Below are 26586 nucleotides of genomic sequence, written 5' to 3' on the forward strand. Positions count from 1 at the left end.
GCCTGGCCGGCAGGGGCAGAAACGTTGGGATTGCTTGGGTTGCTGGTTTCGTCGTGGGGTTCGTGGTTCTGCTGACATCCTGCCGTTACCGGTGCGAGCAGCCACGATCTGGCTGGCGGTATGGGTTTCGCGGTCAGACCTATGATGGCGGGCGCACTGCCTGTTCCGGCATCTGCCGTTGCCGGTTTTGACCGTCACGACATGGCGCCCTCGTGGTTTCGTGGTGGGCGTGGTGGACCGGTGCGCTGGTGTCGGCGGTTCAAGTACGGCCGGCACGGCTCGATGCTGACGCCTAGCTCGGCAGCTTCCAGCCGAAGCGGACCGACAGCAGGCGCGCGGCGGTGATGGTGATCGCGCCTGCCAGCAGGGCCACTTCCTGGTCGGCGCGCAGCCAGGTCAGGCCGATATAGACCCAGCAGCCCACGAACGCGCAGGTGGCGTAGGGCGAGCGGTCGCGCAGGATCATCGGCACTTCGTTGCACAGCACGTCGCGCACCACGCCGCCGAACACCGACGAGATGATGCCCATCATGACCGCCACGGTCGGCGTCATCTGCGCCACCAGCGCCAGCGAGGTGCCGGTGACGGAGAACAGTCCCAGGCCGACCGCGTCGGCGGCGATCATGGCGCGTTCCGACGCCACCCGGCTGACCACCCGCAGCACCAGCGAGGCGCCCAGCGACAGCAGGAAGATCAGGATCACGTAGCCTTCGTGGTCGACCCAGTAGAAGGGCCGGCGGTCGAGCAGCACGTCGCGCACGGTGCCGCCGCCGAAGGCCGTGGCGAAGGCCACCACGAAGGTGCCCACGGCATCGAAGCGCTGCTTGCGCGCGTCGACCACGCCGGAGATGGCGAAGGCCAGCACGCCCGTGACTTCCATCACATGCAGGATCAGGGGCAGCCGCCCCATCAGGAGATCGAGCGGCAGGTGCATCGCGCCCGCGCGCTCAGGCGTGCGGCTGGCGCAGCAGCACCATCAGCGCGCCGGCGCCGCCTTCGGCGCCGCGCGCCTGCACGAAGGCCAGCACTTCTTCCTTTTGCACCAGCCAGCTGCGCACCTTGCCCTTGAGCACGGGCGTCTTGTCGGGCGAGCCGTTGCCCTTGCCGTGGATCACGCGCACGCAGCGCACGCCGCGCTTGACCGAGCGCCGCACGAACTCGGCCAGCGCCTCGCGCGCTTCGTCGCTGCGCAGGCCGTGCAGGTCGATCTTGTCCTGCGGCACCCATTCGCCGCGGCGCAGCTTCTTGACCACGTCGATGCCGATGCCGGGGCGGCGGAACGACAGCGTCTCGTCGGTATCGAGCAGGTTCTCGACGTCGAATTCGTCGGACAGCGAGGCGGCCAGCACGGCCTGGTCGTCGAGCCGGGTCTGCACCGGCACCGGCGCGGGATGCTTCGGCGCGGGCGCCACGCGGTTGCGGTCGCGCAGGGTGTTGACGTTGCCGACGCTGCTGCGGAACACGTCGGCTTCCTCGCGCGCGCGCTGCGCCGCCGCCTCGGCCTCGCGGCGCTCGGCTTCGCGCTGTTCGGTCTGCGCTTTCAGCGTGCTGCGCAGGCCGGACAGGTCATCCAGGCCGAAGCGCCTGGTCGGCTTGGGCTGGCTGGCGGGTTTCTTGGCGCCGTGCGGCATGGGGTCTCTCCGGGAAGGCTCGGTCTGGTCTCGGGAGATTATAGGGGAGGGCGGTGGGCGCAAGAAGGGCGCCGGATGTGCAGCGGATGCGCGCCGGCGCCCCAGGCGGCCGGCAAGGCCAGCTTGCCGCTTGTTTGCTCTTGCGAGGGAGAGAGGAGCAAACCATCGGCGGCGGGATGCTCGAAGGCAACCCGCCGCCCTTTGCCGCGCGGCGCGCGCCGGCGCGGCTGGCGCCGCTTACTGCAGCGCTTCCACGTAGCGCTGCGCGTCGAGCGCGGCCATGCAGCCGGTGCCGGCGCTGGTGATGGCCTGGCGGTAGATGTGGTCCTGCACGTCGCCGGCGGCGAACACGCCCGGGATGCTGGTGGCGGTGGCATCGCCGGCCAGGCCGCTCTTGGTGACGATGTAGCCGTTGTGCATCTCGAGCTGGCCTTCGAACAGCTCGGTGTTGGGCTTGTGGCCGATGGCCACGAACACGCCGGCCAGCTTCACTTCCTCGACCGCGTTGGTCTGGGTGTTGCGCACCTTGATGCCGGTCACGCCGGAGTCGTCGCCGACCACTTCGTCGAGCACCGCGTTCCAGCGGATCTCGACGCGGCCTTCCTTCTCGCGCTGGAGCAGGCGGTCGACCAGGATCGGCTCGGCGCGGAACTTGTCGCGGCGGTGGAGCACCGTGACCTTGCTGGCGATGTGCGACAGGTACAGCGCTTCTTCCACGGCGGTGTTGCCGCCGCCGATCACCGCGACTTCCTGGTTCTTGTAGAAGAAGCCGTCGCAGGTGGCGCAGGCCGACACGCCGCGGCCCATGAAGCCTTCTTCCGAGGGCAGGCCCAGGTACTGGGCCGAGGCGCCGGTGGCGATGATGAGCGCGTCGCAGGTGTACTCGCCGGCGTCGCCGACCAGGCGGATCGGGCGCTCGGTCAGCTTCGCGGTGTGGATGTGATCGAAGATGATTTCGGTGTTGAAGCGCTCGGCATGCTCCAGGAAACGCTGCATCAGTTCGGGGCCTTGCACGCCGTTGGCATCGGCGGGCCAGTTTTCCACGTCGGTGGTGGTCATCAGCTGGCCGCCCTGGGCCAGGCCGGTGATCAGCACTGGCTGCAGGTTGGCGCGCGCCGCGTAGACGGCGGCGGTGTAGCCGGCGGGGCCGGAACCGAGAATCAGCACTTTTGCGTGTTTGGCCATGATGCGTTCCTGTGGCCGGTGCGGCATGCTGCGCACCGGCGTGAATCGAAACCAGCATTATAAGTGGACCGGCGTTTGCTCACTGTTGCAAATTCCAATGGGAGCGATAGCCCCGGGCAAGGTTAAAATGGCCGGCACCGCAATCCCAGACGGCAACCCAGACCAGGCATGGCCCGAGCTACCACCACCACCCGTACCGATCCCTCCGCGCTGCCTTCGCGCATCGGCAAGCTGCTCGGCGAGGTGCGCTGGTTCCTGATGCTGGCCGTCACGCTGGCCTTCGTCTGCATCCTGGCCAGCTACAGCAAGGCCGACCCGGGCTGGTCGCACGCCAACCAGGTGGCCGACATCCACAACCTGGGCGGTCGCGTCGGCGCCTGGCTGGCCGACGTGCTGTTCTTCATCTTCGGCTTTTCCGCCTACTGGTGGGCGGTGCTGCTGGTGCGGCGCTGCTGGCGCGGCTGGCGCGCGCTGAGCGCCGAGCTGCCCGAGCGCACCGCCGAGGCGCGCCAGGGGCTGGTGGTGAGCTGGATCGGCTTCGCGCTGTCGCTGACCGCCAGCATGGGGCTGGAGGCGATCCGCATGTACCCGCTGCGCTCGGCGCTGCCGCGCGCGCCCGGCGGCGTGCTGGGCGACCTGCTGGGCGGCTGGATGCAGATGGCGCTGGGCTTCACCGGCGCCACGCTGCTGCTGCTGCTGCTGCTGGCCATCGGGCTGTCGCTGTTCTTCCATTTCTCGTGGCTGTCGGTGGCCGAGCACGTCGGCGGTTTCGTCGAGAACCTGTTCCTCGGCTTCAAGGCGCGCCGCGAAAGCAAGCAGGACCGCATCATCGGCGAGGCCGCCAAGGTCGAGCGCACCGAGACCGTGGAGGTGCAGCGGGTCAAGATCGAGGAAGCGACGCCGGTGCAGATCGTGCGCCCGCAGGCCGTGCCCAAGCACGAGCGCGTGGAGCGCGAGAAGCAGCAGCCGCTGTTCGCCGACATCCAGGACTCCGACCTGCCGCCGCTGGCGCTGCTCGACCCGATCCCGGCGCACCAGGAAACCGTGAGCGCGGAAACGCTGGAATTCACCTCGCGCCTGATCGAGAAGAAGCTCAAGGACTTCGGCGTCGAGGTCAAGGTGGTGGCGGCCTATCCGGGCCCGGTCATCACCCGCTACGAGATCGAGCCGGCCACCGGCGTCAAGGGCAGCCAGGTGGTCAACCTGGCGCGCGACCTGGCGCGCTCGCTGTCGCTGGTGTCGATCCGCGTGGTCGAGACCATTCCCGGCAAGAACTACATGGGGCTGGAGCTGCCCAATCCCAAGCGCCAGACCGTGCGCCTGTCCGAGATCCTCGGCTCGCAGGTCTACAACGAAAGCGCGTCGATGCTGACGATGGCGCTCGGCAAGGACATCGCCGGCAAGCCGATGGTGGCCGACCTGGCCAAGATGCCGCACTGCATGGTGGCCGGCACCACCGGCTCGGGCAAGTCGGTCGGCATCAACGCCATGATCCTGTCGCTGCTGTACAAGGCCGGCGCCGAGTCGGTGCGGCTGATCCTGATCGACCCCAAGATGCTCGAAATGAGCGTCTACGAAGGCATCCCGCACCTGCTGTGCCCGGTCGTCACCGACATGCGCCAGGCCGGCAACGCGCTGAACTGGTCGGTCGGCGAGATGGAGCGGCGCTACAAGCTGATGAGCAAGCTCGGCGTGCGCAACCTGGCCGGCTACAACAAGAAGATCGACGAAGCCGCCGCGCGCGAGGAAAAGATCCCCAACCCGTTCAGCCTGACCCCGGACGCGCCCGAGCCGCTCGACAAGCTGCCGGTCATCGTCATCGTCATCGACGAACTGGCCGACCTGATGATGGTGGTGGGCAAGAAGGTGGAAGAGCTGATCGCGCGCATCGCGCAGAAGGCGCGCGCCGCCGGCATCCACCTGGTGCTGGCCACGCAGCGCCCGTCGGTCGACGTCATCACCGGTCTCATCAAGGCCAACGTGCCGACCCGCATCGCCTTCCAGGTCAGCAGCAAGATCGACTCGCGCACCATCCTCGACCAGCAGGGCGCCGAGGCGCTGCTCGGCATGGGCGACATGCTGTACCTCGCGCCCGGCACCGGGCTGCCGATCCGCGTGCACGGCGCCTTCGTCTCCGACGAGGAAGTCCACCGCGTGGTGCAGAAGCTCAAGGAAGGCGGCGAGGCCAACTACATCGAGGGCATCCTCGAGGGCGGGCTGGCCGAGGGCGAGACCGGCACCGACGGCCTGGGCGGCGGCGCCGGCATCGGCGGTGGCGGCGGCGAAGCCGACCCGCTCTACGACCAGGCCGTCGAGGTGGTGCTCAAGAACCGCCGCGCCTCGATCTCGCTGGTGCAGCGCCACCTGCGCATCGGCTACAACCGCGCCGCGCGCCTGCTCGAGGACATGGAAAAGTCCGGGCTGGTCTCGGCCATGTCGGGCAACGGCAACCGCGACATCCTGGCCCAGCCGGGCGCCGCGCGCGAGGACGAATGAGAGGCGCCGGCAAGATGATCCCGGCGCCGTTGCGCGGCTGATATGCGCGGCTGACGTGCACGAGTAACATGCGGTTACGCGCGATGCACCCGGTTGCGGAATCCGCCGGGCGCGCGCCGCTCTAACCGGACATGCGGCGCCGCGCGCGTGCATCGCGGCACGGCGCGGCGGCCTCTCCATCCAGCAAGGAAAACTACATGCGAAACCGCTTTCTCGTGTCGGCATGCGCCGCCCTGGCCATGTCGCTGGCGGCGCCGGCGGTCATGGCGGCCGGCGTGGACCAGCTCCAGACCTTCGTCGCCAGCGTCAAGAGCGCGCGCGGCGAGTTCACCCAGCGCCAGGTCAAGGGGCAGGGCGACAGCCTCAAGGTCACCGGCACCTCCAGCGGCACCTTTGCCTTCGCGCGCCCGGGCAAGTTCACCTGGCGCTACGTCAAGCCCTACGACCAGCTGCTGCAGGCCGACGGCCAGACCCTCTACATCTACGACAAGGACCTCAACCAGGTCACCGAGCGCAAGCTCGACGGCGCGCTCGGCTCCAGCCCGGCGGCGATCCTGTTCGGCAGCAACGACCTCGAGAAGAACTTCGTGGTGAAGAACGGCCCGGCGCGCGACGGCGTGGAATGGATCGAGCTGACGCCCAAGGCCAAGGACACGCAGTTCGAGCGCATCGGCATCGGCTTCAAGAGCGGCAACCTGGAAGCGATGGAGCTGCGCGACGCGTTCGGCAACACCACGCTGCTGACCTTCAGCGCCATGCAGAAGAACCCGGCGCTGCCCGCCGACACCTTCCGGTTCACGGTGCCGAAGGGCGCCGACGTGATGAAGCAATGAGGCCGCCCATGACCGCACTTTTCCCGCCGCGCCGCGCCGGTGCCCTCGTTGCCCGCGCCGTCCTCGCCGCTCTCGCGGCGGCCACGCTGCTCGCGGCCTGCGCCGGCGGCGGCGGCGCCAGCCGGCATTTCGACGTGGACGCCTTCCTGCGTGCCTCCGACACGGCCCTGCCCGAAGTGCTGGCCAACCCGGACTTCCTCTCCGCCACGCAGGCGCCCGCCAGCGACTGCGCGGTGCTGCTGCAGTCGGTCAGCAGCGGCGTGCTGGAAGGCCTGCCGCCTACCGGCAGCGGGCGCGGCCCGGCCTGGCTGCTGCATCCGGCCGGCACGCCGGACAAGGTGTGGCTGGTGGTGAGCAAGCCCGGCGGCGAGCGTACCTGCCACGGGCCGCTGCCGGCCGACGCGATGAAGGTCCTGGCGGAGCGCGCCGGCGCCTGACGCGGCGCGCATGAAAGAAGGGCGCGGAAGGCCGCGGGCCCGGCGCTGCCCGCGCTCCGCCGGCAGCGCGGGCCGGGCGCTCCGGCATTGCCGCGGGCCAACATGACAGCGTTGTCACTTGACCTCGAAAATAGGAATGATTATTGTTTCTTGCCCGTCTTGCCGAAGGTGCCGGCACGGCATCTCCAGGGCGGAGCAGAACAATCATCGAGGGGAGAGTCATGATCGCATTCCGTCACTTGCTGCCGCGCGCCGCCGCGCTCGCGGTGCTCACCATGCTCGCCGCGCTGCCGCTCGCCGCGGGCGCCCAGGAAAAGGTGCTGAACCTCTACACGGCGCGCCATTACCAGACCGACGAGGCGCTCTACGCCAACTTCACCCGGCAGACCGGCATCAAGATCAACCGCATCGAGGGCCAGGAAGACCCGCTGCTCGAGCGCATCAAGAGCGAGGGCGCCAACAGCCCCGCCGACGTGTTCATCACCGTCGACATCGGCCGCCTGTGGCGCGCCCAGCAGGCGGGCGTGTTCGCGCCGCTCAGGTCGGGCGTGCTGGAGGCGCGCATTCCCGCCAACTACCGCGATCCCGGCGGCGACTGGTTCGGCTTCTCGGCGCGGGCCCGCGTGATCGCCTACAACAAGGACGCGGTCAAGCCCGGCGACATCCGGGACTATGAAGACCTGGCCGATCCCAGATGGAAAGGCAAGCTGTGCATCCGCTCCAGCGGCCACGTCTACAACCTGTCGCTGATGTCCAGCCTGATCGCCCATGACGGCGAGGCCAGGACGGAACAGTGGGCGCGCGGCGTGGTGGCCAACCTGGCGCGCGCGCCCAAGGGCGGCGACACCGACCAGCTCAAGGCGGTGGCCGCCGGCGAGTGCGATCTCGCGGTCGCCAACACCTACTACATCGCCCGCATCCTGAAATCGGCCAGGCCTGAGGACAAGGCCGTGGCCGACAAGCTCGGCGTGCTGTGGCCCAACCAGGCCAGCCAGGGCGTGCACATGAACATCTCCGGCGGCGGCATGCTCAAGCACGCGCCCAACAAGGAGTCCGCGCGCGCCTTCCTCGAATACCTGGCGAGCGACGAGGCGCAGCGCTATTTTGCCGACGGCAACAATGAATGGCCGGTGGTGCCCGGCGTGAAGGTCAGCAACCCGGCGCTCGAGGCGCTGGGCAGCTTCAAGGCGGACAAGATCAACGTCGCGGAACTGGGCAAGCACCAGCCGCAGGCGCAGAAGCTGGCGGACAAGGCCGGCTACAAATAAGCCCGGCGCGGCGGCGCCGGACGGGCATGGCGGCGCGCGCCGCCATGTTCACGGCACGGCCTTCGGTTTCGGCCGCGGCACGGCGGCCGCCTCCTTGTTTTCCTCCCCGTTTTCCACGCGCCGGAAGCGCAGCTTCGCGCCGCGCTCCTTGTGCCGCTCGAAGGCCAGCTTCAGCTGCTCGCGCCGCCGCACGCGCGTGTGGCCCACGGTGCCGTCCGCGTAAGGCAGCTTGGCGATCACCGTGCCCGCGGTCTGGCGCGCCAGCAGCACGTCCAGCGCCTGCCGCGCGCGCACCTGGGCATGCAGCAGCGCGTCGCCCGGGTTGGCGCGGGAGCGCTCCAGGTCGTAGGGCAGCATGACCGGGCCGGCCAGCTGGCGCAGCGCCGCGCGGATGTGCGGGCTGTCCAGCCCGGACTCGTGCAGGATCCAGGCGGCGTCATGGCGCAGCCACGGATCGGGGTCGCCGAGCTTGCGCAGCAGCGCGAGCGTGATGTCGGCCTGCCGGTAGCCGTGCGCGCGCCTCACCGCGTTGAGCGCGATGCGCCTGACATGGGCGTTCTCGTGGTCGAACAGGTCCGCCACGAGGCGCTCGACCATGCCCGGCTTGTCGAGTTGTTCCGCCAACTGGCCCGCCAGGGCGATCTCATCGACCGGGCTGATCCGCTCCTGGCGGGGCAGGCGGCCCAGCTTGAACACGAGCATGCGGTAACGAAGCTGCATAACACTCCCTGAAGACGCTGCGAACAAGTACGGGGCAAGTGCGGCGATATCGCCGCAATGCAGCGCGAAGCCGGCCAGCGGCGGGGGCGGACCGGTTGGCGCGCGCGGCAACGCGCACGCGCCGGGGCGCAGCTTCGGATCAGCGATATATCGGCAGCCCGTCGGAGAACTTTAGGAAAAGAAGCGCGGCGGCCGCACGGGCCTATTGCCGCGCGTCGCGGCGGATCGAGCGCGACAGCAGGATCACCGGCAGCAGGCCCACCGCCACGATCACCAGCGATGCCGTGGCGGCCTCGGCCAGGCGCTCGTCGGCGGCCAGGTTGTAGGCCTGCACGGCGAGCGTGTCGAAATTGAACGGGCGCATCACGAACGTCGCCGGCAGCTCCTTCATGACGTCGACGAAGACGATCAGCGCCGCGGTGAGCAGGCTGCCGCGCAGCATCGGCAGGTGCACGCGCCGCAGCGTGGCGCCCGGGCCGTGGCCGAGGCTGCGCGACGCCGCGTCCATGTCCGGCGTGATCTTCGCGAGGCCGGCGTTGACGGTCTGCCGGGCCACGCCGAGAAAGCGCACCAGGTAGGCGTAGACCAGCGCGGCGATGCCGCCGGTCAGCAGGAGCCCGGCCGGCCATCCCAGGTGCTGCTGCAGCCAGGACGACAAGGCGTTGTCGAGCCGCGCCACCGGCACCAGTACGCCCACCGCGATCACCGAGCCGGGCAGCGCGTAGCCCATGCCGCAGACCCGCGTCAGCGCGCGCAGCAGCCAGCCCCGGCCGGCCCCGATGCCGCGTCCCGCATAGCCGATCAGCAGCGCGGCCAGCACCGCCACCAGCGCGGTGACGCTGGCCAGCAGGAAACTGTTGCGCACCAGCCCGACGAAGCGCGGGCCGAACTGCGCGTCGCCCTCGGCCAGCGCCATCCTGCACAGCATCAGCGCGGGAACGGCGAAGCCCAGCAGCACGGGCAGCAGGCATGCCAGCAGCGCCAGCGCGGCCCGCCAGCCATGCAGGCGATAGGCCGGCGCGCGGCGCTGGCCGCCGTGCACGCGCGCGCGCCCGCGGCTGACGCGCTCGGCCAGCAGGATGCCGAGCACGAATGCCAGCATGCAGGCGGACAGTTGGGCCGCGGCGTTCTTGTCGCCGAGCGAGAACCACGCGCGGTAGATGCCGGTGGAAAACGTCGGGATGCCGAAATAGGCCACGGTGCCGAAGTCGGCCAGCGTCTCCATCAGCGCCAGCGCCGTGCCGGCGACGATGCCGGGGCGCGCCAGCGGCAGCATGACGCGCCACACGCTGCCCCAGGTGCCGTAGCCGAGCAGGCGCGCCGCCTCCAGCGTGTTCAGGGTCTGCTGCAGGAAGGCCGCGCGCGCGGTCAGGTAGACATAGGGATAGAGCACCAGCGTGAACAGCACGATGGCGCCGCCCAGCGAGCGGATGTCCGGGAACCAGTATTCGCGCGCGCGCCAGCCGGTCAGCGCCCGCAGCCAGCCCTGCACCGGGCCGGCGAACTGCAGCGCGTCGGTGTACGCGTAGGCGATGACGTAGGCCGGCATGGCCAGCGGCAGCACCAGCGCCCACTCCAGCCAGCCCCGCCCGGCAAAGCGGTAGGTGCTGACCAGCCAGGCGGTGGGCACGCCCAGCAGCAGCACGCCGGCGCAGACCCCGGCCAGCAGCCACAGGGTGTTGCCCACATATTCGGCCAGCACCGTGTCGGCGAGGTGCCGCCAGGTGTCGCCGCCGGGCGCGAGCAGGCTGCCGGCCACCTGCGCGACCGGCAGCGCGATCAGCAGCGCGGCCAGGCCCGCGACAAGGGCGAGCGGCTGCGGGCGGCTGGCATGGCGAAGGCGGGGCAGGCTCATTCGGCGGCGGGATGGCGTCGGTTGCGGTCGGTCGGCGGGCGAGGCCCGGCGGGCCGGTGCCGGCTGGCGGCACCGTTGGGCAGGCTCCGCATTCTAGCAATGGCGGCGGGCCGGCCGGGACGCGCGCCGCCCGTCCCGCCATCGACGCCGATTCCTGCGCCGATTCTTGCCCGGATCCTCGCCCCCCGATTTCCTTCCCCGGTTTCCGCCCCGATCCCCGCCGCATGCGCGCGCCCGCCCCATATAATGCCTGGCATGCGAGGCCACCCTCATTCCTCCTCCGCGCCCGCGCGCGCCGATGCCGACACCGTGATCGAGGTCGACCGCATCCGTCACGGCTTCGGCAGCCACGCCGTCGTCAACGGCATGTCGTTCACCCTGGCGCGCGGCAGCATCGCCTGCCTGCTCGGCCCCAGCGGCTGCGGCAAGACCACCGTGCTGCGCGCCATCGCCGGCTTCGAGCCGCTGCGCGAAGGCCGCATCCTGCTGCAGGGGGAGGTCGTGTCGTCGCCGGGCTTCGCGGTGCCGCCCGAGCGGCGGCGGGTGGGCATGGTGTTCCAGGACTACGCGCTGTTCCCGCACCTGAGCGTGGCCGACAACGTGGGTTTCGGGTTGCGCGCCGCGCGCCGCGGCGAACGCGCCGCGCGCGTGGCGGAGATGCTCGCGCTGGTCGGCCTGGCCGGCGCCGGCGGCAAGTTCCCGCATGAATTGTCGGGCGGCCAGCAGCAGCGCGTGGCGCTGGCGCGCGCGCTGGCGCCGCGTCCCGGCCTGCTGCTGCTCGACGAGCCGTTCTCCAACCTGGACATCGACCTGCGCGAACGCCTGAGCCTGGACGTGCGCGACATCCTCAAGGCCCAGGGCACCACCGCCATCCTGGTCACGCACGATCAGTACGAAGCGTTTGCCGTGGCCGACGAGATCGGCGTGATGCATGCCGGCGCCATCGAGCAGTGGGACAACGCGCACAATCTCTATCACCGCCCCGCCACGCGCGTCGTCGCGGATTTCATCGGGCAGGGCGTGCTGATGCCGGGGCGCCTCGACGGCCCGCATGCCGTCACGCTGGAGCTCGGCACGCTGCGCAGCCGCGAGCCGCTGCGCGTGCCGCCCGCCACGGCGGAGGTCGACGTGCTGATCCGGCCTGACGACATCGTCCACGACGACGCCAGCCCGCTGCGCGCGGAGGTCCTGCACAAGGCGTTCCGGGGCGCCGAGATCCTCTACACCCTGCGCCTGGCCGGCGGCGGGCAGGTGCTGGCGCTGGTGCCCTCGCACCACGACCACGCGCTCGGCGAGCGGATCGGCATCCGCGTGGAGGTCGACGACGTGGTGGCGTTCCCGCGCGGCCAGGCCCGCGGCCACCTCGCGGCCTGATTGCCGGTTGCCTGCCCCGAAGTTTTCATTTCCCCACCCACGACCCCCAGGACCTTTCATCATGCCCGCTTCCCCGAAGTCCGCGTTCCACCCGTTGCGCCGCCGGCTGCTGCGCGCCGGCGCGCTGCTCGCGCTGATTGCCTGCGGCGCCGGCCAGGGCTGGGCGCAGCCGGCCGCGGCCACGACCTGGCGCATGGCCACGGAATACCCGGCCAGCGCCATGCCCGGCGAAGGGCTGGCCACGTTCGCCGAGGAGGTCGGAGCGCGCACCGCGGGCGCGCTGGCGGTCAGGCCGAGCTACGACGCCAGCGCCGGCATCCGCTCCGCGCAGATGCCGGCCGCGGTCCGGGAAGGCAAGCTGGAGGGCGGCGATGCCTTCGGCGGCGCGCTGGGCGCGGTGGACCCGCTGTTCCTGCTGTCGTCGCTGCCGTTCGTCGCCACCTCGGTGGACGGCGCGCGGCGCCTGGCCGAGCTGGCGCGCGCCGACTACGCGCGCGCGTTCGCGGCGCAGGGCCAGCACCTGCTCTATCTCACGCCGTGGCCGCCCACCGGGCTGTGGTCGCGCGACCCGGTCGCCACGCTGGCCGGGCTGCGCGCGCTGTCGGTGCGCACCTACGACGAGACCTCCACCGAGGTCATGAAGGCCGCCGGCGCGCAGGCCACCAACCTGTCGTTCGCCGACGCCATGCCGCGCCTCAAGGACGGTTCGGTCAACGCCGTGCTGTCCTCGGGCGACGGCGGCGCGGGCCGCAAGCTGTGGGACTACCTGCCCAACTTCACGGCGATCGGCTACGCCATGCCGCTGTCGTTCACCACCGTCAACGCCGCGGCCTACGCCGCGCTGCCGCCGGCCACGCGCGCGGCCGTGGACGCCGCCGCGCAGGCCACCGAGCAGAAACAGTGGGCGCGCCTGGACACCCGCCTGGAAGAGAACACCGCGCGCATGCGCGCCAACGGCGTGGCCATCCAGGCGAGCCCCGCGCCCGCCGTGCAGCAGGCCTTGCGCGAGGCCGGCGCCGGCGCGGTGAGCGCCTGGCGCGCGCGCGTCGGCGGCGAGCGCGCCGGCGTGCTGGATGCGTTCACGCGCAACGAGCAGGCCGCGAAGTAGAGAACGGGGAGGGCGGCGCGAAGGCGCGGGCAGGCCCGCCGCGCGGCGCGAACGCCGGGCCGCCCGCCGCGATGGTCTACACTGTCAGGTTCCAGGGCGCAGCGGCCTGCCCGTGCGCCCGCCCTGACCAAGAGGCCTGATTACCGTGGCGGATTCGCTGTTCTCCGAAGCTCCCGACCGTTCCCAACAACCGCTGGCCGAGCGCCTGCGCCCGCGCAACATCGACGAAGTCATCGGCCAGCAGCACCTGCTCGGCCCGGGCAAGCCGCTGCGCGTGGCCTTCGCCTCCGGCGAGCCGCATTCGATGATCCTGTGGGGCCCGCCCGGCGTGGGCAAGACCACGCTGGCGCGCCTCATGGCCACCGCCTTCGACGCCGAGTTCATCGCGCTCTCGGCGGTGCTGTCCGGCGTCAAGGACATCCGCGAGGCGGTCGAGCGCGCCGAGCAGTACCGCGCCCACGGCCGCCGCACGCTGGTGTTCGTCGACGAAGTGCACCGCTTCAACAAGAGCCAGCAGGACGCCTTCCTGCCGCACGTCGAAAGCGGTCTGTTCACCTTCATCGGCGCCACCACCGAGAACCCCTCGTTCGAGGTCAACGGCGCGCTGTTGTCGCGCGCGGCCGTGTACGTGCTCAAGAGCCTGGACGACGCCGAGCTCACGCAGCTCGCGCGGCGCGCCAGCGAGGAGCTCGGCGGCCTGCAGTGGGAGGACGAGGCGCTGGCGCTGGTGGTCGCGTCCGCCGACGGCGACGGCCGCAAGCTGCTCAACAACATCGAGATCGTGGCGCGCGCCGCGCGCAACGCCGGCGCCGCCAGCGTGGACACGGCGCTGCTGGGCAGCGCGCTGTCCGAGAACCTGCGCCGCTTCGACAAGGGCGGCGACGCCTTCTACGATCAGATCAGCGCGCTGCACAAGTCGGTGCGCGGCTCCGACCCCGACGCCACGCTCTACTGGTTCTGCCGCATGCTCGACGGCGGCGCCGACCCGCGCTACCTGGCGCGCCGCATCGTGCGCATGGCCTGGGAGGACGTCGGCCTGGCCGACCCGCGCGCGGCCCGCATCACGCTCGACGCGGCCGAGACCTACGAGCGCCTGGGCTCGCCCGAAGGCGAGCTGGCGCTGGCGCAGGCGCTGGTCTACCTGGCCGTGGCGCCCAAGTCCAACGCCGGCTACAACGCCTACAACGCGGCGCGCGCGTTCGTCGCCAAGGACAAGTCGCGCGGCGTGCCGGTGCACCTGCGCAACGCGCCCACCAAGCTGATGAAGGAACTCGGCTACGGCCACGCCTACCGCTACGCGCACGACGAGCCGGAAGCCTACGCGGCCGGCGAGCACTATTTCCCCGACGACCTCAAGCGCCAGGGCTGGTACCAGCCCACGCCGCGCGGGCTCGAAGGCAAGATCGGCGACAAGCTGCGCCACCTGCGCGAGCTCGACGCGCAGTGGCTGCGCCAGCAGGGCAAAGGCAAGGGCAAGGACGAGGGCGGCGAGCCCTAGCCGGCACACCCCGGCGCCGGGGCCGCCCGTCCCGCGGAACAGCGGCCGCCGCGGCCGTCTGTTCCGCGCTTGGCCGAACGGCGGGCGGCGGGGCCAGTGCAGTAAAATGGCGGGTCCGCCGGCATGTCGCCGGCCCAGCACCCTCCACACACGCAACATGCTAGACATCCAGTTGTTCCGCAAAGACATCGACGCCGTGGCGCAGCGCCTTGCCGCGCGCGGCTTCCAGCTCGACGTAGCGGCCTTCCAGGCACTCGAAGCCGAGCGCAAGCAACTGCAGACCCAGACCGAGGAACTGCAGGCGCGCCGCAACAGCCTGTCCAAGCAGATCGGCATGCTCAAGGGCAAGGGCGAGGACGCCTCGGCCGTGATGGCGGAAGTGGGCGGCATCGGCGATGCGCTCAAGGCCTCGGCCGCGCGCCTGGACGAGATCCAGGCCCAGCTCGCGGAGACCATGCTGGCCATTCCCAACCTGCCGCACGACAGCGTGCCGGTGGGCCGCGACGAGACCGAGAACGTGGAAGTGCGCCGCGTCGGCACGCCGCGCAGCTTCGACTTCGAAGTGAAGGACCACGTGGACGTGGGCGCGCGGCTGGGGCTGGACTTCGACACCGCCACCAAGGTCACCGGCTCGCGCTTCGCCATGCTGCGCGGCGGCATCGCGCGCATGCACCGCGCGCTGGTGCAGCTGATGCTCGATACCCACACGCTCGAGCACGGCTACACCGAGATGTACGTGCCCTACATCGTCAACGCGGCGTCGATGCGCGGCACCGGCCAGTTGCCCAAGTTCGAGGAAGACCTGTTCAAGGTGCCGCGCAAGGTCGGCGGCGAGAACAACGAAGGCGGCGAGCGCACCGAGAACTTCTACCTGATCCCCACCGCCGAGGTGCCGCTGACCAACATCGTGCGCGACGCCATCGTGGCCGGCGACAAGCTGCCGCTGCGCTTCGTCGCCCACACACCGTGCTTCCGCTCCGAAGCCGGCTCGTATGGCCGCGACACGCGCGGCATGATCCGCCAGCACCAGTTCGACAAGGTCGAGCTCGTGCAGGTGGTGCCGCCCGAGCAGTCGTTCGACGCGCTCGAGCAGCTCACCGGCCATGCCGAGGCGATCCTCAAGAAGCTCGACCTGCCGTTCCGCACCATCGTGCTGTGCACCGGCGACATGGGCTTCGGCAGCACCAAGACCTACGACCTCGAAGTGTGGATCCCCGCGCAGAACACCTACCGCGAGATCAGCTCGTGCTCGAACATGGGCGATTTCCAGGCGCGCCGCATGCAGGCCCGCTTTCGCACGGCGCAGGGCAAGCCCGAGCTTGTGCACACGCTCAACGGCTCCGGCCTGGCCGTGGGCCGCACGCTGGTGGCGATCCTGGAGAACTACCAGAACGCCGACGGCTCGCTGACGGTGCCCGCCGCGCTGCAGCCGTACCTCGGCGGCCTCGCGCGCCTCGAACCCGAGGCATAAATTTTCTCGCGTAAGGGACTTGCGGTCGCGGTGGACTTCACTCTATAATCTTATTCTTCGCGACACGCGACCAAGTTACCGGAGAGGTGGCAGAGTGGTCGAATGTACCTGACTCGAAATCAGGCGTACCGGCGACGGTACCGTGGGTTCGAATCCCACCCTCTCCGCCAGAAGAAGTAGCTTAGCCAAGCATCGGCTAGCGCCGACTAGAATGATCGAAAACAACATTTCGAACAAACGGGTCAGATGCTAGCTGGATAAGCAAGGGTAAGCACGCAAGAACAAGAAACACACGCTCAAACCGACGCACTGCACCAGCAGGCGTCGGTTTTATTTTTTCCGGGAAGCGGTCGGGCGGTACATCGAAGGCAGGGTCCGCGAGGCCATTTGCTCGCCGTCGAGATTCACGGCGCGATGTCCAAATCTCCCGGTCTTGCTGTCAAAGAACCTGCGATGCACGCGCCAGGAAACAGCACGATGGATTGCGTCGTGGCGCTTCCCAAGCCGCGGGTTCAGGGCATGCGCATCGCGCTGCGCCTCCGGCATCGGCGCAGCCACCACGCCGCGATGCGCCTGCCTCACGCGGCAACGCGCTCCGACGCTGCCGGCGGCGTACCCTTGCCGCGTGCAATCATCCGATCGATCAGCCAGACCCCTGCCAGGGTGACGCCCATCATCGGGAAGATCACGCCAAGCAACCCCAGCCCGATCACCCATACCCGCATGGCCGGCAGCGCCGACGGATGGGACGGCGCGCCAAGCGTCCGCGCGGGTTTGCGCCGCAACCACATGACACATCCGGTGACGGCCAGCGCCATCAGGCCAATTGATATCGTCGCACAGGCGATCTGATTGGCCAGCCCGAAGTAGCGCCCCATGTGCAGCGACGTTCCGTAGGAGACGGCCTTGGCCACGGCACCGTAGTCTGCGAACCGGATGTCCTTGACGACGTCGCCGCTATGTTGGTCGATATGCAACGTGCGTTCACCTTGCGGATCGCTCGGGAAACAGGAAACCGTGTAGACGGCGCTGGCCGACGCCGGCAATGCTATCTGGCAACCCGCCGACGCGCCACGCGCCTTTGCGATTTCCAGGACGCGGTCGAGCCCGACAGGCGTGTGCCCGGAGGAACCTGTCGGCACCGTCGTGAACCCGGTGGCCCAGGGCACGTCCGTCAGCGGCAGGCTTTCCACGGTGTGGCTGTGCGAACCGCGCGCAGCAGGCGCGTCATGTGGTGCCTGCTGGCGCTGCTGTGCGACGGGATTGCCGTGCTGGTGCGCAGCCGTGCCCGTATCAGGACGGCCCAGGTTCGCCGCGGTGGTGATGGCCTTGAACTGCTTGCCCCATGATGCCGTCCACGGCAGGCCGGACAGCACGAAGGCCAGCGCGCCGAGCGCAAGCCATGCTCCCAGCAACAGGTGGATCTCCTTCCACCATCCGCGCTTGCTCGTTGCATTGGCCATCCGGAATGCCCCGATGCCGGCGGCACGCAGGCGCGGCCACCACATGGCCACGCCGGTGGCGATCATCACCAGCGTCCAGCAGCCGGCCAGTTCCATCAGCAGCTCCCCGGGCTTGCCGGCCAGCAGCGCGCGGTGCAGCATCCGGACTTGCTTCATGAAACGGTCCTCGACGCTCAGGCGGCCCAGCACCTCGCCGGAATGGGGATTCAGATAGACGCTCTCGCTCATTCCCGTCGGCAGGCGGAAGATGAATTCGGTACTGGCATCGGGGCGGGGATCGATGGTGTACGTCGTCGCGACGGCGCCCGCTGGCGCGGCCGCGCGCGCGCGATCCAGCAACGCCTGCGCGGACATGGATTCACCGGCCGGCCGGACCTTGAGCAGATGGGGGTAGAGCAGCGGCTCGATCTGTGGCTGGAAGCAGTAGATCGTGCCGGTGATCGCCAGCACGATCAGGAACGGCATCACGAACAGGCCGGCATAGAAATGCCAGCGCCAGAGCATGCGATAGGCGCAGGCCGCGGCAGCGACGGTGGGCGAGGGACTCTTGCTCATGGGAATGAATGCGGGGCGGCTTTCAGGTCGCAAGCATACCGCGCACGTGATTGCGGCTCGTGCGACCAATGGCCGCGCTGGATCCTTCCCGGTTCTTCTATGCACGCCAGGCCGTCCCGGGCATGCGGATCGGACATGCCCGGGCTCACGGGCCTGACTGGTTGTGCGTCCCTGTGCCGCATGCCGTCATTGCCTCCGGATTCATACAATGCGTGCCCATTCCTCCACTTCCAGGTCGTGCATCGCCGCGTGCGGCTGCCGCCTGCTCATCCATGTCCCGCTGCCTTCCTCGCAAACGTTTTCTCGCACTGGCTGCCGGGGCCGCCTGCATGCCTCATGTCGCCGCGCACGCGGCGGAGCCCGGCGCCGACATCCGGGAGCTGGCCCCGGTCACGGTGAATGCGTCGGCCGTGTCCGGGTTGCGGGAGCCGACCACGACGGGCTCGAACTTTGGCCTGACGCTCATGCAGACGCCCGCCAGTGTCGACGTCATGACGCGAGACCGGATCGAAGAGCGCGGTGACGCTTCGCTGGTGGACGCCATCACTCGCGCGCCCGGCATGACCAGCCTTGGCCATCCGGGCAACGGCGGCGCGTCGTTGTCATCGCGCGGCTTCACCGATTCCACATCGGTCATGCGGCTCTACGACGGCCTGCGCCAGTACGGCGGCATTGGCGTGACCTTTCCGTTTGATACGTGGTCGGTCGAGCGCATCGAGGTATTGCGCGGCCCGGCCTCCGTCATCTATGGCGAGGGTGCCATCGGCGGCGTGGTCAACGTGGTGCCCAAGAAGCCCATGCGCGGCGCCATCGAGAACGAAATCCAGGCGGTCATCGGCACGGAAAACACCCAACGGCTGGCTTTCGGCAGCGGCGGTGCCATCAACGACAAGTGGTCCTACCGGCTGGACGTGAGCGGCAATCGCTCCGATGGCTGGGTCGATTTCGGCAACTCGCGCAACTTGTCGGTCTCCGGCGCGCTGCAGTGGGACCCCACCCCGGAGTTGAGCGTGAAGCTCAGCTATGCCAAGGGATGGCAGGAGCCACCGCGATACTTCGGCGTCCCGCTCGTCAACGGGCAACAGGACCCGGCGCTGCGGACCAGGAACTACAACGTCGGCGACAGCCTGATCAAGTACGACGACCAATGGTCCGAGCTGTCCGCGCAATGGACGCCGAACAGCAACCTCACGGTCCGTTCGCGGCTGTACTACATCGACAGCAAGCGGCACTGGCGCGACGCCGAGTACTACGACTACCTTCCGGCGAGTGGACTGATCAACCGCTCCTCCTACACGGAGATCCTGCATGACCAGTGGCAGGTGGGGAACACGTCCGATGCCGCGATCCGCCATGACCTGCTCGGCATGAAGAACAACGTCTCGGCCGGTTATGACCTGAACCGCGCCTCCTTCCAGCACACGAACAATGCGCCGTACTCGGGCAGTTCCGTCGTCGATCCCGAGGTGTTCGACCGCGGCACGTTCATCAACGTGGCGGGCACCACGCCGCGCTACGCCAACCAGGCTACGCAGTACGCGCTGTTCCTCGAGGACCGGCTGGAGATCACGCCGAAATGGTCGGTGCTGGCCGGCCTGCGCTACGACCATGCCGACATCACGCGCCACGACCTGACCAGCAACCAGCAAGCCTATGACAAGTCGTTCTCGCACGTGGGGTGGCGTGCCGGCACGGTCTACAACCTGACCGACAACCTCGCTGTCTACGCGCAGTACTCGGCGGCGGCCGACCCCGTCAGCGCGCTGCTGATGCTCTCGCCAGCCAACAGCAATTTCAGCCTGTCCACGGGCCACCAGGTGGAAGCCGGCCTGAAGCAGTCGTTCTGGCGGAGCAAGGGTGAATGGACCTTCGCCGCGTACCGGATCGTGAAGAACAACCTGGTCACACGCGATGTGTTCAACCCCTCGCAGAGCGTTCAGGTGGGCCAGCAGTCCTCCAGGGGGATCGAAGCCACCGTCGGACTCGAATTCCTGCCGGGCTGGCGTCTCGATGCCAATGCTGCGCTGCTGCAGGCCCGCTACGACGACTTCACGGAGTCGGTGGGCGGCGCGCCTGTTTCACGCGCGGGCAATGTGCCGACCGACGTTCCCGAACGCGTGGCCAATGCCTGGCTGACCTGGCGTTTCCTGCCGGGCTGGACGGCTGGCGCGGGCCTGCGCTACGTGGGGCGCCGCTTCGCCGATCGCGCGAACACGCTGGAGATGCCGGCCTACACGACGACCGACGTGCTGCTGCAGTGGCGCCCGCGCAAGGATACGACGCTGTCGCTGCGTGGCTTCAATGTGTTCGACAAGCATTACGTGACGACTGCCTACTACAACCCCACGCAGTGGCTGCAGGGCTCCGGCCGCCGGGTGGAACTGGCGGTCAACTACCGCTTCTGACGACATCCGGCATCCCGTCGGTCGTGGCGGATTCCGGACGAAACCCTGGCGCTTGCCGATGCGGCGGCGCTCAGTAGACGAGCGCGCGAGGCCGATCTTCGTGACCGAGGTGCCGCGCGCCGCCGCGCCGCGCCGCGCCCGGCTTCAATGTCCACTGGCAGCGCCTTGCCGCATCGGTGTTTTCAAGACCGAAAACGCCTAGTTCATGTGTGGTGCGAGAAGTGCGGCGCGACAGACCTCCAGGATTTCGTCCGCCAGCGGGGAGTCGTCGGGACACGCACGCGACAGCACGACCGCCCCGATCAAATGGGCAAGCGTGTCGATCCTCCTCGCGCGTGCCTTTCGCCGATCGGCCGCGTCCAGTTCCGTGTCTTCGCGCTCCAGTACTGCCAGCAGACCTTCAATTCCGGCCGCGAACGTGGCCTTGACTGCCTCGGGCTGACGCGCGGCGTCACCGCCCAGTGCCGCTAGCGTGCAGCCGGTGGCGCGAGCATCGCGGTGTTCGCGGGAAAGGTATTGCCGGACGAACCCGGGGACGTCCACCGTACCTGTCAGGGCAACAGTCTGCGACATGCCGCAGGCCGATGCCTCCGCCATCAGGTCGGCTTTGGAGCCGAAGTGCTTGTAGAACCCGCCGTGGGTGAAGCCGGCGGCCGCCATCAAGTCCGCAACGCCCACACCGTCATAGCCGTGCTCGCGGAACAATTCGGAAGCCGTCTCGACGATGCGCGTCCGGTTCTCCTGCGCCTGTGTCTTGGTGACTTTCATGCCAGCACGCCTTTTTCTTCATCCAAAGTCTGGATACTACATTGATTACGATCATCATCAAAGTTCTTGACGGTTATGATGATGATCATCATCATTGAGTTCCGTTGACTTGATGAGCCGATGCCATGACCGATACCCACTTGACCGCGCCGACGCGCTTCATCGAAGCCGATGGCGACCGGTTTGCCTACCGCCGCTGGGGCAACGCCGCCAGCGGCCAGCCACCGCTGTTCTTCGTCCAGCATTTCCGTGGCGGCCTGGATCACTGGGACCCGCTGCTGACCGACGGCCTGGCCGAAGGCCGGGAAGTCATCCTGTTCAACGGCCGCGGCATCGCCTCCTCGACAGGCACGCCGCGCAACCGGATCGAAGACCTGGCCGACGACATTGCCCTGGTGATCCGGGCGCTGGGCCTGTTGCAGGTCGATGTGCTCGGCTTCTCGATTGGCGGCATGCAGGCGCAGGAGGTCGCGCTGCGCCATCCAGAACTGGTACGCAAGCTGCTGTTGCTCGGCACCGGCCTGCGTGGCGGCGATCCGACGATGGCACCCAAGGTGCTGGAAATCGCGCCGAATCCCGTGCCGACCGCCGAAGACTTTCTCTACCTGTTCTTCGGCCGCTCCGATGCGGCGAAGAAGGCCGGGCTGGCCTTCTGGGAACGGCGCCATCTCCGTGCTGACCAGGACCCACCCAGTTCGGCGGCGGTTGCACAAGCGCAGGCCCAGGCACACGCGGCTTATTTCGCACCGCTGTCGGGCGAGAACCCCTATGCCTATTTGAATGCGATCAGACAGCCGACCCTGGTGCTCAACGGCACCAACGACATCATGATCGCCTCAATCAATTCGTGGCATCTGGCCCAACACATTCCCAACGCTCAGTTGCTGATCTATCCCGATGCCGGGCATGGCGCGCAATACCAGTATCCCGAGCGTTTCCTGAAGCATGCAATCCAGTTTCTGGGGGAAAAAGCATGAGTGGCAAGACGTTGTTCGATCCCTACACCCTCGGCCCGTTGACGCTTTCCAACCGGATTGTGCTGGCACCGTTGACGCGCAATCGTGCCGGTGCAGGCTTCATACCGAGTGAATTTGCCGCGACCTATTACAGCCAGCGTGCATCGGCGGGCCTGCTGATCTCCGAGGCCACGCAGATCTCGCAGCAAGGACAGGGCTACCAGGACACGCCCGGCATCTACACGCAGTCGCAGATCGACGGCTGGCGCAAGGTTACTGATGCCGTGCATACGAAGGGCGGGCGAATCTTCCTGCAACTCTGGCATGTCGGCCGCGTCTCGCACGTCGACCTGCAGGCGAACGGCGCTGCGCCGGTAGCACCGTCGGCCATTCGCGCCGAAACCAAGACCTTCGCCAACAACAGCTTCGTGGACGTTTCCGAGCCGAGGGCGCTGGCGCTCGATGAGTTGCCGGGGATCGTCAACGATTTCCGCCAGGCCGCAGCCAATGCCATCGCCGCAGGTTTCGATGGCGTGGAGATTCATGGCGCCAACGGTTATCTGCTGGAACAGTTCATCAAGGACGGGGCCAATGTCCGCACCGATGCCTACGGTGGTTCCATCGAAAACCGCGCACGGCTACTGCTGGAAGTCACCGCTGCCGTGGTGGCCGAGATCGGCGCAGGGCGCACGGGCGTACGCATCTCGCCGGTTTCGCCGGCCAACGGCATCTCCAGCAGCGATCCGCAGCCACAGTTCGATTACATCGCCGACCAGCTCAATGCCTTGGGCATCGTCTATCTGCATGTGGTCGAGGGCGCGACCGGCGGCCCGCGCGATGTGGCGCCGTTCGACTACGATGCGCTGCGCCGGCGTTTCAAGAACACCTACATCGCCAACAACGGCTATGACCTGGAACTGGCCACCTCGCGCCTCGACGAAGGCAAGGCAGATCTGTTCGCCTTCGGCCGTCCGTTCATCGCCAACCCCGATCTGGTGGAGCGACTGAAGGCCGGTGCACCGCTGGCTGCCTTCAACCCGGCCACGCTCTACGGCGGGGGCGCCGCGGGATACACCGACTACCCGGCGCTGGCCGGAACAAGCGCCCAGTAAAGCCGAAGGGGCCGTGCTTCGGCACGGCCTCGCAAACACTGAAATTCAGAGAACAAGCCCATGTCCATTCGCTCCACGGTCCTTATCACCGGCGCCTCCAGCGGCATTGGTGCAACCTATGCCGAACGCTTCGCGCGTCGTGGCCACGATCTCGTCCTTGTCGCACGCGACAAGGCCAGACTGGATGCGCTGGCCGCCCGTCTGCGCCAGGAAAACGGCGTCGCCGTCGAGGTGCTCCAGGCCGACTTGACCCGGGCCGATGACCTGCAGGCGGTCGAGGCGCGCCTGCGCAGCGACGCCCGAATTGGTGTCCTCATCAACAATGCCGGAGCCGCCCAATCGGGCAGCTTCCTTGCGCAAACAGCAGACAGCATTGATCGGCTTGTCACGCTCAACACGACGGCCCTGGCACGGCTTGCCGGCGCCATTGCCCCACGGCTGGCGCAGGCTGGTGAGGGCGCAATCGTCAACATCGGTTCGGTCGTCGGCCTGGCGCCGGAATTCGGAATGTCGATCTACGGCGCGACGAAAGCCTTCGTGCTGTTCCTCTCGCAAGGGTTGAGCCTGGAACTCCTGCCCAAGGGCGTCTATATCCAGGCCGTGCTTCCCGCGGCCACCCGCACCGAGATATGGGAACGCGCGGGCATTGACGTCAACACGCTGCCCGAAGTCATGGAAGTGAGCGAGCTGGTCGATGCCGCACTGGCCGGCTTCGATCGCCGCGAACTCGTGACCATCCCGCCGCTGCACGATGCCGAACGCTGGGAGCGCCTTGACGCCGCTCGGCAAGCCCTGCTTTCGGGTATCAGGCAGGCACATGCCGCAGAACGTTATCGGACGGTTTCCTGAGATGCCGAACAAATACATCTCTTATTGTGAATAGGCCAGTCCAATGAAACCAGATAACGGCACATGGGTGCTCATCTCCGGCGCATCCACCGGCTTCGGTGAAGCGTTCGCCAAGCAATATGCGCAGCTTGGCCACCAGCTGATACTCGTTGCCCGCCGTTTGGACCGGCTTGCAGCGTTGGCGCAATCGTTGCGGGCGTATGTTCTTCGGCTTGGTGAGGCGCCTCACCGGGAGTTCAAGCGTGATGGCGTGACGGTGACATCGCTTTGCCCGGGACTGACGGATACAGGCCTCGCAAGTGTCGCGCGGCAAAGAATGACTCCCCAACTGAAGGCCATCATAATGCAGACGCCCTCTGTCGTTCGAGCGGGCATTCGTGCATTGGATGCCGGGCGGATCACAGATCATGCGGGCACCGGAATCCGGGCGGCCGTTCTGGTGGAGGCCGTACTCGCATCGGCGTTTCCATTCATCGGGAAGAAGTCATGAAAGCCTTCATCATTGATCGTTACGGCAGCAAAGGCGGTGGGCGGATCGGCCAGGTGGCCGAACCTGAAGTGCGGACGGATGATGTTCTGGTGCAGATCCATGCGGCAAGCGTCAACGTCCTGGATTCAAAGATCCGGAAAGGCGAGTTCAAGCTGATCCTGCCGTATCGCTTGCCTCTGGTTCTCGGAAATGACGTGGCTGGCGTCGTCGTCCGTGTCGGGGCCAATGTGCGGGGATTCAAGCCAGGCGACGAGGTTTATGCGCGTCCGGACCAGGATCGCATTGGCACGTTCGCCGAACTTATTGCGGTAAAGGAAAGTGCGCTGGCGTTGAAGCCCAGCAACCTCAGCATGGAGGAAGCGGCCTCCATTCCTCTGGTCGGCCTGACCGCCTGGCAGGTTCTGGTCGAAACCGCGAAATTGAAAAGGGGGCAGAAGGTGCTGATCCACGCCGGTTCCGGTGGCGTGGGAACGATCGCCATTCAGCTCGCCAAGCATTTCGGCGCTTTCGTGGCCACGACCACCAGCACGAGCAACATCGACTGGGTGAAAGCCCTGGGCGCGGATATTGTCATCGACTACAGGAAACAGCACTTCGAAGATGCCTTGCATGGCTATGATGTCGTTCTGAACAGCCTTGGCAACGACGTGCTTGGGAAGTCGCTGCGCGTGCTGAAGCCCGGCGGAAAACTCATCTCCATATCCGGCCCTCCCAGCCCGGAGTTCGCGGTGGAGCAAGGCTTATCTTGGCCGTTGAAGCAGGTGATCCGCCTTCTGAGCTATCGGATCAGAAAGAAGGCCAAGCAGCAGGGCATCAGCTACTCGTTCGTGTTTATGCGTGCCAGCGGAGATCAATTGCGCGAGATTGGTTCGTTGATCGACTCCGGCGCAATCAAGCCAGTCATTGATCGAGTGTATTCGCTGGACTCCACGGCAGATGCGTTGGCCTATGTCGAGAATGGGCGATCGAAGGGAAAGGTGATCGTCAAGGTAAAACAGCCCTGAAAGGGAGGGGCGGGCGGGGAGGGGCAGGCGGTGGCGTTCATTTCCGGTCAGCCCGAGCGGTGACTTCTCCGCGGCGCGAACCGATATGGCCGGCCGGATGAAGTCCGCTCGGGCGAGGTCCTGGCGTGCGGAAAAGCCCAATTGCGGGCGGATCGTCATCAGTGACGCTGATAGCGGTTCTCGATCATGCGGGCCGTGGCGATCAGCCGCGGACGGACGTCGGAGATGAAATGCCCGGCGGACATGGTTCGCGATGGCGCTGCGGCATTGATGACCACTGGCGGCAGTTCGGCACCGAGCCTGAGTGGCACCGCGATGCCGTTGATCTCCTTGTTCCATTCGCCGAACGACGTGACGCAGCCGATTTCCGACAGTTCCGAGAACGCGCGTGCAATACCTTGCTCGATGGCTGGCCACTGCGCTTCCCCCAGTGCCTGGAGCCGCTGCATGACGGAGCGCCGTTCCGCCGCGCCCATGATCGCGATGTGCGTCCGGCCAACGGCGGTTGTCCCAAGCGCCAGCCGGCTGCCGACGTCGAGGTTCAGTGTGACGGCGGTCGACTGGCTGCGACGGCAATCGATATAGAGCACCGACAGGTCATCGCGTATGCCAAGGGAAATCATGGTGTGGGTACTGTCGGCCAGCGCCTGAAGCGCCGCGTCGCTGGCCGCGCGCAGGTCCAGCCGCGCGTGCGCCACATGAGCCAGTGTCAGCGTGGCGAGGCCAATGCGATAGCGCCCGAGATCCGCGATGTGATGGAGAAAGCCGAGTGTCGTCAGCGTATAGGTCAGGCGCGTGACGGTGGACTTGGGCAAACCGCAGCGGTGGGCGATTTCGAGGTTGCTGAGCCGCTCCTCGCTGGAATGGAACGCCTGCAGGATGCGCAGGCCCCGCGCCAGTGCCTCGACGAAATTCCGGTCCGATCCCTCGGCGATGATCGACGCCACGGCGCCCGCGTTGTCCGGCGCTTCGGATGCCGCCGCGCGCGCCGCAAGCACGCTCGGAGTTTCTGCCTTGCCCGATGCTTTTTTCACGGCGTCTCCCCTTTCCGCTGGCAGCGTTCCCGCATCGCGCGCTTGTCGTACTTGCCCACGCTCGTGCGCGGCAG

22 protein-coding genes and 1 tRNA gene are annotated in these 26586 nt (G+C 67.9%); 15 read left to right on the plus strand and 8 right to left on the minus strand.

The genetic code is table 11. From position 1 onward, the window contains the following. Positions 1 to 292 precede the first annotated feature (292 nt). The 3 genes from KF708C_RS03365 to trxB all read right to left on the minus strand — a co-directional run bounded on the left by KF708C_RS03365 (position 293) and on the right by trxB (position 2816). On the minus strand, positions 293 to 934 hold the full coding sequence (locus tag KF708C_RS03365; RefSeq protein ID WP_059410746.1) for a trimeric intracellular cation channel family protein: 642 nt from the start codon (positions 932 to 934) through the stop codon (positions 293 to 295). A gap of 13 nt (positions 935 to 947) precedes the next feature. Next, positions 948 to 1631, minus strand: coding sequence for a Smr/MutS family protein (locus KF708C_RS03370; protein ID WP_020200901.1), 684 nt, complete (start codon positions 1629 to 1631; stop codon positions 948 to 950). Between the two features lie 237 nt (positions 1632 to 1868). Continuing rightward, the gene (gene trxB / locus KF708C_RS03375; protein WP_020200902.1) at positions 1869 to 2816 is read right to left on the minus strand and encodes a thioredoxin-disulfide reductase; all 948 of its coding nucleotides are present in this window, start codon (positions 2814 to 2816) and stop codon (positions 1869 to 1871) included. A 168-nt stretch (positions 2817 to 2984) separates the two neighbouring features. Here trxB and KF708C_RS03380 point away from each other — a divergent pair, with 168 nt between their 5' ends. The 4 genes from KF708C_RS03380 (at position 2985) to KF708C_RS03395 (ending at position 7850) form a co-directional block, all read left to right on the plus strand. Then, a complete protein-coding gene (locus KF708C_RS03380) occupies positions 2985 to 5312 on the plus strand; it encodes a DNA translocase FtsK (RefSeq protein WP_020200903.1) in 2328 nt (775 codons plus the stop codon). 197 nt (positions 5313 to 5509) lie between these two features. Continuing rightward, positions 5510 to 6145 (plus strand): outer membrane lipoprotein chaperone LolA, encoded by a 636-nt coding sequence (lolA, locus tag KF708C_RS03385; RefSeq protein WP_020200904.1) that lies wholly within the window; start codon positions 5510 to 5512, stop codon positions 6143 to 6145. 8 nt (positions 6146 to 6153) lie between these two features. Continuing rightward, positions 6154 to 6582, plus strand: coding sequence for a hypothetical protein (locus tag KF708C_RS03390; RefSeq protein ID WP_059410747.1), 429 nt, complete (start codon positions 6154 to 6156; stop codon positions 6580 to 6582). Between the two features lie 221 nt (positions 6583 to 6803). Beyond that, positions 6804 to 7850 (plus strand): Fe(3+) ABC transporter substrate-binding protein, encoded by a 1047-nt coding sequence (locus KF708C_RS03395; RefSeq protein WP_059410748.1) that lies wholly within the window; start codon positions 6804 to 6806, stop codon positions 7848 to 7850. A 48-nt stretch (positions 7851 to 7898) separates the two neighbouring features. Here the strand turns inward: KF708C_RS03395 and KF708C_RS03400 are convergent, their stop codons facing one another. Together KF708C_RS03400 and KF708C_RS03405 are read right to left on the minus strand one after the other, a co-directional pair. Continuing rightward, positions 7899 to 8570: a hypothetical protein gene (locus KF708C_RS03400; RefSeq protein WP_231586370.1), complete on the minus strand. Its 672-nt coding sequence runs from the start codon at positions 8568 to 8570 to the stop codon at positions 7899 to 7901. Between the two features lie 202 nt (positions 8571 to 8772). Continuing rightward, positions 8773 to 10425 (minus strand): ABC transporter permease, encoded by a 1653-nt coding sequence (locus KF708C_RS03405; RefSeq protein WP_059410750.1) that lies wholly within the window; start codon positions 10423 to 10425, stop codon positions 8773 to 8775. Positions 10426 to 10680: 255 nt separating this feature from the next. On the opposite strand from KF708C_RS03405, the gene KF708C_RS03410 reads away from it, so the two are divergent. The 5 genes from KF708C_RS03410 (at position 10681) to KF708C_RS03430 (ending at position 16046) form a co-directional block, all read left to right on the plus strand. Then, a complete protein-coding gene (locus KF708C_RS03410) occupies positions 10681 to 11799 on the plus strand; it encodes an ABC transporter ATP-binding protein (RefSeq protein ID WP_020200909.1) in 1119 nt (372 codons plus the stop codon). 61 nt (positions 11800 to 11860) lie between these two features. Continuing rightward, positions 11861 to 12907, plus strand: a complete 1047-nt coding sequence (locus KF708C_RS03415; RefSeq protein ID WP_231586371.1) for a TRAP transporter substrate-binding protein — start codon at positions 11861 to 11863, stop codon at positions 12905 to 12907. 145 nt (positions 12908 to 13052) lie between these two features. Further along, entirely contained in the window at positions 13053 to 14405 is a 1353-nt protein-coding gene (locus KF708C_RS03420; protein ID WP_020200911.1) for a replication-associated recombination protein A, read from the plus strand. Between the two features lie 157 nt (positions 14406 to 14562). Next, entirely contained in the window at positions 14563 to 15876 is a 1314-nt protein-coding gene (serS, locus tag KF708C_RS03425) for a serine--tRNA ligase (RefSeq protein WP_020200912.1), read from the plus strand. A gap of 80 nt (positions 15877 to 15956) precedes the next feature. Further along, positions 15957 to 16046, plus strand: a tRNA-Ser gene (locus KF708C_RS03430). Positions 16047 to 16454: 408 nt separating this feature from the next. Here the strand turns inward: KF708C_RS03430 and KF708C_RS03435 are convergent. Then, positions 16455 to 17894: a PepSY-associated TM helix domain-containing protein gene (locus tag KF708C_RS03435; RefSeq protein WP_059410752.1), complete on the minus strand. Its 1440-nt coding sequence runs from the start codon at positions 17892 to 17894 to the stop codon at positions 16455 to 16457. Positions 17895 to 18223: 329 nt separating this feature from the next. Here KF708C_RS03435 and KF708C_RS03440 point away from each other — a divergent pair, with 329 nt between their 5' ends. Then, a complete protein-coding gene (locus KF708C_RS03440) occupies positions 18224 to 20299 on the plus strand; it encodes a TonB-dependent receptor (protein WP_059410753.1) in 2076 nt (691 codons plus the stop codon). Between the two features lie 198 nt (positions 20300 to 20497). Here KF708C_RS03440 and KF708C_RS03445 read toward each other — a convergent pair whose 3' ends face one another. After that, on the minus strand, positions 20498 to 21067 hold the full coding sequence (locus tag KF708C_RS03445) for a TetR/AcrR family transcriptional regulator (RefSeq protein ID WP_020200925.1): 570 nt from the start codon (positions 21065 to 21067) through the stop codon (positions 20498 to 20500). 125 nt (positions 21068 to 21192) lie between these two features. Here KF708C_RS03445 and KF708C_RS03450 point away from each other — a divergent pair, with 125 nt between their 5' ends. From KF708C_RS03450 to KF708C_RS03465, 5 genes are read left to right on the plus strand one after another with little or no spacing between them, the layout of a single operon-like run. Continuing rightward, on the plus strand, positions 21193 to 22044 hold the full coding sequence (locus tag KF708C_RS03450; RefSeq protein ID WP_059410754.1) for an alpha/beta fold hydrolase: 852 nt from the start codon (positions 21193 to 21195) through the stop codon (positions 22042 to 22044). Beyond that, on the plus strand, positions 22041 to 23135 hold the full coding sequence (locus KF708C_RS03455; RefSeq protein ID WP_059410755.1) for an alkene reductase: 1095 nt from the start codon (positions 22041 to 22043) through the stop codon (positions 23133 to 23135). The genes KF708C_RS03450 and KF708C_RS03455 overlap by 4 nt, the downstream gene beginning before the upstream one ends. A 60-nt stretch (positions 23136 to 23195) precedes the next feature. Beyond that, positions 23196 to 23984 carry an SDR family NAD(P)-dependent oxidoreductase gene (locus KF708C_RS03460; RefSeq protein ID WP_059410756.1) on the plus strand — a complete coding sequence of 263 codons (789 nt, stop codon included), beginning with the start codon at positions 23196 to 23198 and terminating at the stop codon, positions 23982 to 23984. Positions 23985 to 24027: 43 nt separating this feature from the next. Next, positions 24028 to 24474, plus strand: a complete 447-nt coding sequence (locus KF708C_RS34305) for an SDR family NAD(P)-dependent oxidoreductase (RefSeq protein ID WP_082079417.1) — start codon at positions 24028 to 24030, stop codon at positions 24472 to 24474. Next, positions 24471 to 25478: an NADP-dependent oxidoreductase gene (locus tag KF708C_RS03465; RefSeq protein ID WP_020200929.1), complete on the plus strand. Its 1008-nt coding sequence runs from the start codon at positions 24471 to 24473 to the stop codon at positions 25476 to 25478. The genes KF708C_RS34305 and KF708C_RS03465 overlap by 4 nt, the downstream gene beginning before the upstream one ends. A 158-nt stretch (positions 25479 to 25636) precedes the next feature. Here the strand turns inward: KF708C_RS03465 and KF708C_RS03470 are convergent, their stop codons facing one another. Next, positions 25637 to 26512, minus strand: a complete 876-nt coding sequence (locus KF708C_RS03470; RefSeq protein WP_231586372.1) for an IclR family transcriptional regulator — start codon at positions 26510 to 26512, stop codon at positions 25637 to 25639. Positions 26513 to 26586 lie beyond the last annotated feature (74 nt).

Source organism: Cupriavidus basilensis (genome assembly GCF_000876015.1).
Taxonomy (GTDB): Bacteria; Pseudomonadota; Gammaproteobacteria; order Burkholderiales; family Burkholderiaceae; genus Cupriavidus; species Cupriavidus basilensis_B.